The following is a 10,747-nucleotide window of genomic DNA, read 5'->3' on the forward strand; positions in this document are numbered from 1 at the left end:
GTCAGAGGCTCCCCGACACGAAGCGCAACAGGGTGGCGAGCAATGCCAGCATCAGCGCCGCGCCCAGGAATTCGGGAATCCGGAACACGCGCATCTTGGCGATTGCGGTTTCGAACACGGCGAGCAGGAAGCCAAGGACCGTCAGCTTGCCGAGATAGAGCAGCGCGCCGAAAACGAATCTGGCAACGCTCGCGTCCGCAGTCGCCATCCCCCATGGCAGGAACACGCAGGCGATCAGCGATACATAGAGAAGAAGCTTGAGCTGTGACGACAGATCGATCAGCGCGAGATGTCGCCCCGAATATTCCAGCACCATGGCCTCGTGCACCATGGTGAGCTCGAGATGAGTGGCGGGGTTGTCGACGGGGATACGGGCATTTTCCGCCAGCGCCACGATGGTCAGTGCCACGAACGCCATGCCCAGCGACACGCGCAGGCCGACAGCGTCCGAGCCCATGAACTCGGCCACGTAGGCGAGCTGTGTCGAGCCGGCGATCATCGCAACCGAGAACACCGTGATCAGCATCGCGGGCTCGGCGAGGGAGGCGATCATGACCTCGCGGCTGGAGCCGATGCCGCCGAAGGCGGTGCCGACATCCATGCCGGCGAGCGCCTGGAAGAAACGGGCGCTGCCGAGCAGTGCGATGATGGCGATGAGGTCGGCGGTCCAGGAGAACAGGAGCCCGTTGCCGAACGTCGGCACCAACGAGGCCGCGACCCAGGTTCCTGCGAACATCAGATAGGGAATGACGCGGAACAGCCAGGAGGCATTGTCCGCGAGCACGACGTCCTTGCGCATCAGGCGAATGAGGTCGCGATAGGGCTGGAGCAGCGGCGGCCCGCGCCGGCGCAGCAGCCGCGCCTTCACCTTGCGCACGAATCCCGTCAGCAGCGGCGCGAGTCCCAGTACCAGCAACATCTGGGCGCCCTGGGAGAGGATGTCGCGCAGCGCATTCATAGGGCCACCACCAGCAGCAGCACGATCAGCGCCACGAAGACCAGCGTCAGGTAGCGGCGGATGGTGAGAAACTGGAGGATATTGATGCGGTCCGCCGCAAAGCCGACGACCTTCGCGATCGGCGCGTACAGCGCATCCCAGATCAGATCGCGCAGCTCGACCTGGAGCCGCGCAGGGCGCGGCGAGGACGGCGGCGGCATCTCGCCGATCTCGCGCGCGGCAAAGATGACGCTGCCGAACACGCGGCGGATCGGCTGCGAGAAGCTCGAGGCCGAGTACTGGATCGCCGGGTTCGGATCGGGATAGCCGCAATCCCAGGCCGGTGCGCGGCGCAAGCGGTCGGAGGCGAGACGGTGAATGGCCGTCGCCGCCGCCGTGCCGCAAAGTGCTGCGAACACGAACACCAGAAGGCCGTTATAGGAGCTGCGGCTTTGCGCGATCGGCACGATGGTGAGCCACTGCAATCCGACCTGATGCGGCATGACGTTGCCGACCATGTCCTTGCTCACCGGCGCCAGCGCATCGATGAGCAGCCCGGGCAGGATGCCGGCAATGAGGCAGAGGGCGGCGAGCAGCAGCATCGCAGTCAGCGAGAAGCGGTCGGTCTCATGCGCTGACGCCGCGACATCCGAACGCGGCCGGCCGAGGAAGCTGATGCCATAGAGCTTGACGAAGCAGGCCGCGGCAAAAGCGGCCGCGAGCGCCAGCAGACCGCCCACCGCCGGGATCACCAGCTTGAGGCCCCAGGAGGGCAGTTGCGGTGAGAGCAAGATCGCCTGGAAGGTCAGCCATTCCGAAACGAAGCCGTTGAACGGCGGCAGTGCCGAGATCGCGACGCAGCCGACAAGCACCGCGAACGCCGTCTTCGGCATGCGATGGATCAGCCCGCCGAGCTTCTCCATGTCGCGCTCGCCGGTTGCCCCCAGCACCGCACCGGCGCCAAAGAACAACAGGCTCTTGAACAGCGCATGATTGAAGACGTGCAGCATCGCCGCTGTGAAAGCGAGCGCCGCCACCCAGTCGAGCCCTTCCGCCTTGAAAGCCAGTGCCAGCCCGAGGCCGGTGAAGATGATGCCGATGTTCTCGATCGTCGAATAGGCGAGCACGCGCTTGATGTCGCGCTGCATCAGCGCATAGAGCACGCCCAGGGTCGCCGTCGGACCGCCGACCAGCAGCACCACCATGCTCCACCACCACACCGGTTCGGGCAGAAGATCGAACACGATGCGCACGAAGCCGTAGACGGCGACCTTGGTCATGACGCCGCTCATGAGACCGGAGACATGGCTGGGTGCGGCTGGATGGGCGAGCGGCAGCCACGCGTGCAGCGGCACCAGGCCGGCCTTGGAGCCGGCGCCCAGCAGCACGAGGATCACCACCACGCCGGTCAGCGCAGCGGAAGGATGCGAGGCTCGGATCGCATCGAAATCGTAACCGGCGCCGCTCGCGAGCAGGCCAAAGGCGAGCAGCAGCGCCAGCGTGCCGAAACTCGCCATCAGAAGATAGACGTAGCCGGCGCGAACATTCTCGGCCTCCCGGTGATGCGACACCACCAGCGCCCAGGAGGTCAGCGACATGAATTCCCAGGCGACCAGGAAGCTGAAGGCGTCGTTCGCCAGTACGACGACGTTCATCGCTGCAAGATAGGCGGGATAGAACGGCAGCACGCGGCCAGGGGAGTCCTCGTGCTGGCCGTAACCGAGCGCGAACAGGCTCGCGGCGGCGCCGCCGAGATTGACGACGACGAGGAAGAAGGCGGACAACGCATCGAGCCGGACATGGGCACCGAGCCAGGGCAGGCCGATCGGCAGTGTCGCGCTCAGCACGGGATGCGCGGGATCGAGCAAGTGAAGCAGCGCGGTGGCGCAGAGCGCCGCAGTGATGACGAGGCAGGCGCCATAGAGCACGACCGAGCCGCGCGGACGCATCGACAGCGCGATTCCAGCCGGCGCCAGCGCCAGCAGAGCCGCCACTGACCATAGCGCCACAGCGATCATGGCCGCTCCCGGATCTTGATCTGCGCGCGCGTCGTCATCGCTATTGGCTGCCAGCGCTCGGGGGTGCGGACTTCAGCCGGACGCCACGGCCCCCGGCGCCCGACGCCGCACCCTCGGCGATCAGCTCGATGCCCGCAAGCGAGAGCGCCTCAACCAGCTTCATCAGGGAGTCGACGTTGCCGCGGATCACCCCTTCGGAGGCCTCCATGCGCTGGATCGTCGGCAGCGACAGCGAACTGCGCTGCGCAAGTTCGCGCTGGTCGATCCCGAGCAATGCTCGAGCGGCTCGAAGCTGCGCGGCTGTGATCACAGGGCAGGACCTCCGTGACAGTTACGGTGATTGATTTACCAAGCTTAAGGTGTACAAAATGATGTTTCAAGCATCATTTTCTATTTGCAATGCATCATTGCGATCGACACCCCGGAGCTCACACCCTCGCATTCCGCCATCAGGCTCGTCAGGCCCGTCGTTGTTCGTGCCCCCAATGCACAATTGTGCATCTGACGCCTGGTCCTGCGGTCATTTCGGAATAAAGGAGTGAGCGGTCCGCCTCAAAACTCGTTCGCGATCTTCGACAGCATTTCCAGCAATGCTTCGCGATTCGCCTGTCCCAAAAGCTCGTTGAGCCGCGACTCGTGCTTGGACGCGACCAGCTTCTTCGCCCGCGCCAGCACCGCCTTGCCCTTGTCGGTCAGCACCAAAATGTGCGAGCGGCGGTCGTTGGTGGAACGGATCCGGGCGCAGAGGTCGCGGCTCTCGAGATTGTCGAGCATGGCGACGAAATTCGGCCGGAGGATGCCGAGGGTAGAAGCGATCTCGGTCTGGTTACGGCCGGGGTTCTTCTCGACCAGCAGCAGTACCGAGAACTGCGCCGGCGTCAGCTGGAGCGAGGCCATGCAGCGCAGGAAATTCTCGAACACCTTGAGCTGCGCCCGCTTCAGCACGTAACCGAGCTGCTCGGAGAGCTCGCCGAGCTGGAGCGCCTCGGGCAGGCCTTCGGGCGTATCCTTGCGGCCCCTGGTCGCGTCACCGGCCTTTTCGGCAGACTTTTCAGCGGTTTTTGAAACGGTCATCGCCTCGTGCTCTCAATCCCGCTAAATTCGGGACGGGTCGTCTACTGCCCTTGAGATTATATTTGATAATTGTTATGGACCATATCAAATATCGTCAGCGTATTTCAATGGCTGTGAGGGGACCGTCCACCGCAATTGCGGAGACCGGTCTCTAATCTTCAAGGGGGAGCGTCCGGTCTTGAACACCACCATCATGCTGTTCCTGCTGCAGGACGGCATCACCAATGGCGCCATCTATGCGCTGCTCGGCCTGGCGCTCGTGCTGGTGTTCGCCGTCACCCGCGTCATCCTCATCCCCCAGGGCGAATTCGTCACCTATGGCGCGCTGACCTATGCCTCGCTGGCCTCGGGCCAGATGCCGGGCACGGCCAAGCTGGCACTGGCGATGGGCATCGTCGCCTTCGCGTTCGACCTGGTCGTGGCCCGCAAGGCGCTGCATGGCAGGCTGGTCCTGCGCAGCGTCCTCGCCAACGTCGTGCTGCCGGCCATCGTGCTGGCGCTGACCATTACCTTCGCCGGCCAGAAGCCGCCCGTCGCGGTCTGCATCGCGCTGTCGCTGATGATCGTGGCGATGATCGGGCTCTATCTCTACCGCGTCGCGTTCCAACCGCTGGCGCACACCTCGGTGCTGGTGCTGCTGATCGCCTCAGTCGGCTGCCATCTCGCGCTGCAGGGGCTGGGTCTGCTGTTCTTCGGCGCCGAGGGTCAGCGCGGACCTGCCGTGCTCTCCGGCGCCTTCACCGCGGGCTCGCTGCGCTTCACCGGCCAGAGCCTCACGGTCTACGGCATCACCATCGCCTTCATTGTCGGTCTCTGGCTGTTCTTCGGCCTGACACTTTACGGCAAGGCGCTGCGCGCCACCGCCGTCAACCGGCTCGGCGCCCGGCTCGCCGGCATCCGCACCACGCTGTCGGGACAGATTGCCTTCCTGCTGGCCTCCGTCATCGGCGCGCTGTCGGGCATCATGATCGTGCCGATCACGACGCTCTACTATGACAGTGGCTTCCTGATCGGCCTGAAGGGCTTCGTCGCCGCGATCATCGGCGGTCTCGTCAGCTATCCCCTCACCGCGGTCGCGGCCCTGTTCGTCGGCATCGTCGAGGCGTTCTCGTCATTCTATGCCTCCAACTACAAGGAGGTGATCGTGTTCATGCTCCTGATCCCCGTGCTGCTGCTGCGCTCGCTCGCGGCCCCCGCCGTCGAGGAAGAGAAGGACTGAGCGCGATGCAGAGCCGGCTTCCCATCCTCGTCTTCGCCCTTGTCATGGCGGCAATCCCTTTCATCCCGGGCATGCCGCCGTTCTGGATCGTGCTGCTCGACAATATCGGCCTCGCCGCGCTGGTTGCGATGGGCCTCGTGCTGCTCACCGGTGTGGGCGGCCTGACCTCTTTTGGTCAAGCAGCATTCGTCGGCTTCGGTGCCTACACCACGGCGCTGCTGACGACGGCCTACGGCCTGTCACCGTGGCTGACCTTGCCGCTGTCGCTGCTGGTGAGCGGCCTGCTGGCGGTGCTGCTCGGCCTGGTCACGGTGCGCCTCTCCGGCCACTATCTGCCGCTCGGCACGCTCGCCTGGGGGCTCGGCCTGTTCTACCTCTTCAGCAAGCTGGAATTCCTCGGGCGTAACGACGGCATCTCGGCGATCCCGCCGCTGTCGATCGGCACGTTCAGGATGCTCTCACCCGGCTCGATCTATTTCGCGATCTGGGTCGCGGTGATCCTCTCGGCGCTGCTGACGATGAACCTGCTGGACTCCCGCACCGGGCGCGCCATCCGCGCGCTGCGGCGCGGACACGTCGCGGCCGAGGCGTTCGGCGTGCACACGCCGCGCGCCAAGCTGCTGGTGTTCATCCACGCCGCCGTGCTCGCCGGCCTCGCCGGCTGGCTCTACGCCCATCTCCAGCGCGCGGTGAACCCGACGCCGTTCGGGGCACAGGCCGGCATCGAATATCTCTTCATCGCCGTGGTCGGCGGCGCCGGCTATGTCTGGGGCGGCGTGCTCGGCGCGGCGATCGTGGTGATCCTGAAAGAGGTGCTGCAGAGCTATCTGCCGTTGATCCTGCCCGGAGCCGGCCAGGTCGAGACCATCGTGTTCGGCATCATGCTGGTGGCGCTGCTCCAGCTCGCACCCGGCGGCGTCTGGCCCTGGTTGATGTCGTTCCTGCCCGAACGGTCAGGCGGCAAGAAGCCCGATACCTCGCTGAAACTCGACCAGCGACCACGTTCGCCCGGCGAGTCCAGCATCCTTCTCCGCGTCGAGAAGGCGCGAAAGCAATTCGGCGGCGTGATCGCGGTCAACAACGTCTCCTTCGACGTCCAGGCCCGCGAGATCGTCGCGTTGATCGGACCGAACGGCGCCGGCAAGAGCACCACGTTCAACCTGATCACCGGCGTGCTGTCGGCCACTTCAGGCTCGATCTCGGTGCTCGGCAAGAAGGTCGATCGCGCCCCGCCGCAGGAGATCGTCAAGCTCGGCATCAGCAGGACTTTTCAGCACGTCAAGCTGGTGCCCGATATGACCGTGTTGGAGAACGTCGCGATCGGCGCGCATCTGCGCGGCCATTCCGGGCCGCTCGCCTCGATGCTGCGGCTCGACCGCGCCGACGAGGCCAGGCTGCTGGCCGAGGCCGCCCGCCAGATCGAGCGCGTCGGCCTTGCCGACCAGATGCACCAGCTCGCAGGATCGCTGTCGCTCGGCCAGCAGCGCATCGTCGAGATCGCCCGCGCGCTGTGTGTCGATCCGATGCTGCTGCTGCTCGACGAGCCGGCCGCAGGCTTGCGTCACATGGAGAAGCAGCAGCTTGCAAAACTGCTCCGGGACTTACGCGACGGCGGCATGTCCGTCCTGTTGGTCGAGCATGACATGGGCTTCGTGATGAACCTTGCCGACCGCATCGTGGTGCTGGATTTCGGCACCAAGATTGCGGAGGGCACGCCCGCCACGATCAAGACCAATCCCGAAGTGATCAAGGCCTATCTCGGAGTGGCGGCATGAGCGCGCTGTTGTCAGTGACCGACGCGCATGTCGCCTATGGCAAGGTCGAGGCGGTGCGCTCGGTTGGGCTCGAGGTCGGCGAGAACGAGATCGTCACCATCGTCGGCGCCAACGGTGCCGGCAAGACCACGCTGCTCTCGGCCATCATGGGCATCCTGCCGCTGAAGGGCCGTGTTGTCTTTGCAGGGCAGGACCTTGCCCGGCTCGACATCGAGGATCGCGTCGCGATGGGGCTCGGCCTCGTGCCGGAACATCGCGAGTTGTTCGTGACCATGAATGTCGAGGACAATCTCGAGCTGGGCGCCTTCCGCATCGAGCGGAGCAGGGCGAAAGCCTCGATCGAGCGGATCTACACGCTGTTTCCGCGCCTCAAGGAGCGACGCAAGCAGCTTGCCGGTACGCTCTCCGGCGGTGAGCAGCAGATGCTGGCGATGGGGCGCGCGCTGATGGGCGAGCCGAAGCTGCTGATGCTGGACGAGCCGAGCCTCGGTCTCGCACCGATCATCGTCGCCGACATTTTCCGCATCGTCGCCGAGCTGAAAGCCAGCGGCGTCTCGGTCCTGCTGGTCGAGCAGAACGCGCAGGCCGCGCTGAAGATCGCCGACCAGGCCTACGTGATGGAGCTCGGCGAGTTCGTGCTCAGCGGCAAGGCCAGCGATATCGCGGCCAACGAACGCGTGGCGGCCAGCTATCTCGGCTTCCAGCACGAAGGCGAGAGCGCGGTCTAATCAGGCGCGCTGCGCCGTCCGCACAAAACCCCAGGCCGCGATCGCGGACATGAGCAGCGAGATCAGCACGTTGTAGCCGGCGAGCGAGAGGCCGAGGAAGCGCCACTGCACCTCGTCGCAGCGCACCACCTTGACGGTGTCGAGCCGCGACAGGAGATCACCGGCGCTGCCGAGATTGACGACCGGACCGGAGCAATCGGTCGGCCCTTTCCAAAAACCCCATTCGACGCCGGAATGATAGGTGCCGAGGCCCGCATTGGCGAGTGTGGCCAGCGCGAGGATCGCAAGCCCCGCCAGCAGCAGCGGCCTCGGCGCGCCGCTCCGCGCGGCGAGCACGGTGAGCAGACCGAGCGGGATCGCAAGATAATAGGCATAGCGCTGCTCGAGACAGAGCGGACAGGGCAGGATTTCCAGGACCAGCTGGAAGAACCAGGCCCCCGCGATCGTCGCCGCTGCGATCAGGGTCACGGCCAGCGAGGCGGTCAGCGCAGAGCCGCCGGCGGCGGGGCGAAACGCGAGTATTGCGGCACTCTGGGTCGTCACGGCGGCCTCTCCGGCTAGGGCTTCGTTGGATTCTTATTTTTGACGCGTTTTCTTTACGCGAACCGGTACCCACTTCGCTCGAAAACGCTATTAGCCTCTAACCCCGCCCCAGGCCCCTGTCGAGAACGCCGGGGATCACTTTGGCGCGGGTTGACCCCGCCCTTCCCATGGCTATAGTCCGCCGGCTTCGCGACGCCTTAGATGGGGCCGACCGAGGGCCCCTGTGGCGGAACTGGTAGACGCGCTCGACTCAAAATCGAGTTCCGCAAGGAGTGCTGGTTCGATTCCGGCCAGGGGCACCACGCTTCGCCCGTTCGGGCTTCGCGTGGCGCGGCCGTGAAAGGCCGAAACGGCGAAGCGTGTCCGGCGAAGCCTCTGGCGAAGACGGACTGTCGCCCCTAACGCATCCCCGATTTCAAGTCTGCGGAAACGGCGTCCCCCCAAAACGCCTGCAGGGCGAGTGGGGTTACCCACTCGCCCTGCATTTGGCGATGAACCGTGCTGCCGGACGATCAATCAGGCGGCGCGCGCGGTGCCCTGTGCGACATGGAAGTCGACGCCGGCGCTGGCGAGCGAGGCGATCGAGTCCGTGAACACCATTCCGGCACCGTTCGCGCCGCCGTTGGAATTCCAGGGGTTGTCGAGCGTAACCGTTCCGGCCGAGACGTTGACCGAAAGCACGTCGTACATGTGGCCGCCGACGAGGTGGAGCGCGGAGTTCGCACTCGCATCGTTCATCAGAACGACCTCGTGATTGTTGAGAGCCGTCTGCATGGTCGACAGCAGCGAATTGAGCTGCGTCGTCGTCTGGCCATGGGGAGCGTAGTCCTGCACGGTCTGCCCGGTGAGATCGACCAGACCATTGTCCCATCCGCCGGCAATCGAGGCATATGAATTCACGCCGCTCTGCTGGGAGCGGAATTCGACATAGGCCTTCTCGACGATCGACGACCACATCGTGCCGGACGAACCGCCATTGTCGAACATGAGCGTCGAGCCGGAGGCGTACCGGTAGCCGTTCATGTAGGCGAGATCAGAATTCACGGTGACATAATCGCGCGTGCCGTTGGCGCCCGCGAAATCGACCGTATAGGTCCCGTTGGAGTTGACCGTGATCATGTTCTTGATCAGCGACGGGTCCTGCTGCGCGAGTCCGGCAAGCGCGGCCTCGAAATAGCAGTCGCCGACGTCGCCCTGGCTGACCTGCGTGTAGGACAACACACCGGTCGCGCCGAACAGGCTTCCGCTCGTAGCCTTGTAGGTCGAGCCCGAAACCATGCCGGAGCCGACAATGGTCGGATTGTCAGTGCCCAGGAACCACTTGCCGATCAGCTCATTCGTTTGAGTGGCGGTCGAGGTGACCGAGAGATTGCCGAGCGCGACCGTCGACGTGCCGCCGCCGGTCCAGCCCTTGTTGGCCGAATTGCCGAGCACGACGTCATCGAACAGCTGCTGGACTTCCGCCGAAGTCGAGACGCCGCCCGATACGTTCAGCTCGTTTGCGACGGCTTGCAGCGCCGCGAACTTGCCTGCCGTCATGCCGCCGACGGCCTCCGCCTGAAGCAGCGCCTGGGCGCCGGCAAAGGTCAGCGCGCCGCCGCCCGTCACCGTCGACAATTGCGCGAAGACGCCGCGAAAATCCTTGACGTAGGAGGCGGCCGTCCCGGACAGCGATGCGACCGATCCCGCCGACATGCCGTTGATCTGCGCCACCGTCAGGCTTTGAGCCTGGGCGAACGAAATGCCGGACAGTCCTTGCGTCCCAAGCGATGCGAGGCTCGGCGCGATATACTTGTCGAAATTGGCCGTCGAGATCGAAGCCATCTCGGCGGCGTTGAGGCCACCGAGCTGGGCGGCCGTCAGGCTGCCGAGCGCGAGCGCGCTGAAAGCGCCAGCCGTCATGCCCGAGAGCTGGGTCGTCGACAGGGCCTGGACCTGGGTCTTGGACAGCGCCGTCAGCTCGGCTGTGGTGAAGGCGTTCAACTGCGCCGAGGTGAAGTACGAGATTTCCGTCGCGGTCAATTCCGCGACCTGGGTCGTTGTGAGATAGCTGACGGCGGTCGTCGACAGGCCGTTCACCTGGGCCTTCGTGAAATAGGAGACATTCACGGCAGCGAAATTGGCCTTGGACAGACCGTTCAATTGCAAAGGCGACAGCGCCTGAATCTGGGCTGACGTGAAAGAGGCAAATTGAGAGGCTGCCAACGCGTTCAATTGCGCGACCGTCATGGCAGAGAGCTGGGCAGGCGTGTAGTTCGTCGACATCTCAAATGAACCTATCAAAGTGAATTCTGCCCGCTTACGATGGCAGACGCCGTTTCGCGTCACGTGAAAACCCAGATGACGAGTCGAACGAGGTCGGCAAGACTTTCTTAACGAGTTCGTCCGGAAGCGGCATCGAAGAACCGGCTCTTGCTCGAGCCTGACCGGGTCGCTGCGAGACTCGCATCATT

At 64.7% G+C, this 10,747-nt stretch carries 9 protein-coding genes and 1 tRNA gene; 4 read left to right on the forward strand and 6 right to left on the reverse strand.

Features of this window, described 5'->3' with window-relative positions:
* Window position 1 precedes the first annotated feature (1 nt).
* The 4 genes from M2427_RS20230 to M2427_RS20245 form a co-directional block, all read right to left on the reverse strand.
* The gene (locus tag M2427_RS20230; protein ID WP_280708341.1) at window positions 2–958 is read right to left on the reverse strand and encodes an NADH-quinone oxidoreductase subunit H; all 957 of its coding nucleotides are present in this window, start codon (window positions 956–958) and stop codon (window positions 2–4) included.
* The gene (gene hyfB, locus M2427_RS20235) at window positions 955–2,955 is read right to left on the reverse strand and encodes a hydrogenase 4 subunit B (RefSeq protein WP_280708342.1); all 2,001 of its coding nucleotides are present in this window, start codon (window positions 2,953–2,955) and stop codon (window positions 955–957) included. The genes M2427_RS20230 and hyfB overlap by 4 nt, the downstream gene beginning before the upstream one ends.
* A gap of 40 nt (window positions 2,956–2,995) precedes the next feature.
* Complete coding sequence (locus M2427_RS20240) at window positions 2,996–3,265, reverse strand: helix-turn-helix domain-containing protein (protein ID WP_280708343.1); 270 nt, start codon at window positions 3,263–3,265, stop codon at window positions 2,996–2,998.
* A 242-nt stretch (window positions 3,266–3,507) separates the two neighbouring features.
* Window positions 3,508–4,029, reverse strand: coding sequence for a MarR family transcriptional regulator (locus M2427_RS20245; RefSeq protein ID WP_280708345.1), 522 nt, complete (start codon window positions 4,027–4,029; stop codon window positions 3,508–3,510).
* Between the two features lie 178 nt (window positions 4,030–4,207).
* Between M2427_RS20245 and M2427_RS20250 the strand changes: the two genes are divergently transcribed.
* Genes M2427_RS20250 through M2427_RS20260 form a run of 3 tightly spaced genes read left to right on the forward strand, consistent with a single transcriptional unit; the run spans window position 4,208 to window position 7,751 of the window.
* Window positions 4,208–5,248: a branched-chain amino acid ABC transporter permease gene (locus M2427_RS20250; RefSeq protein WP_280708346.1), complete on the forward strand. Its 1,041-nt coding sequence runs from the start codon at window positions 4,208–4,210 to the stop codon at window positions 5,246–5,248.
* 5 nt (window positions 5,249–5,253) lie between these two features.
* Window positions 5,254–7,023 (forward strand): branched-chain amino acid ABC transporter ATP-binding protein/permease, encoded by a 1,770-nt coding sequence (locus M2427_RS20255; RefSeq protein ID WP_280708347.1) that lies wholly within the window; start codon window positions 5,254–5,256, stop codon window positions 7,021–7,023.
* A complete protein-coding gene (locus M2427_RS20260; RefSeq protein ID WP_280708348.1) occupies window positions 7,020–7,751 on the forward strand; it encodes an ABC transporter ATP-binding protein in 732 nt (243 codons plus the stop codon). The genes M2427_RS20255 and M2427_RS20260 overlap by 4 nt, the downstream gene beginning before the upstream one ends.
* Here the strand turns inward: M2427_RS20260 and M2427_RS20265 are convergent, their stop codons facing one another.
* Window positions 7,752–8,294: a disulfide bond formation protein B gene (locus M2427_RS20265; protein ID WP_280708349.1), complete on the reverse strand. Its 543-nt coding sequence runs from the start codon at window positions 8,292–8,294 to the stop codon at window positions 7,752–7,754.
* A gap of 217 nt (window positions 8,295–8,511) precedes the next feature.
* On the opposite strand from M2427_RS20265, the gene M2427_RS20270 reads away from it, so the two are divergent.
* A tRNA-Leu gene (locus M2427_RS20270) sits at window positions 8,512–8,596 on the forward strand.
* Window positions 8,597–8,810: 214 nt separating this feature from the next.
* Here the strand turns inward: M2427_RS20270 and M2427_RS20275 are convergent.
* Entirely contained in the window at window positions 8,811–10,559 is a 1,749-nt protein-coding gene (locus tag M2427_RS20275; protein WP_280708351.1) for a C2 family cysteine protease, read from the reverse strand.
* Between the last annotated feature and the right edge of the window lie 188 nt (window positions 10,560–10,747).

This window comes from Bradyrhizobium sp. BR13661 (assembly GCF_029892425.1).
Lineage (GTDB): Bacteria > Pseudomonadota > Alphaproteobacteria > Rhizobiales > Xanthobacteraceae > Bradyrhizobium.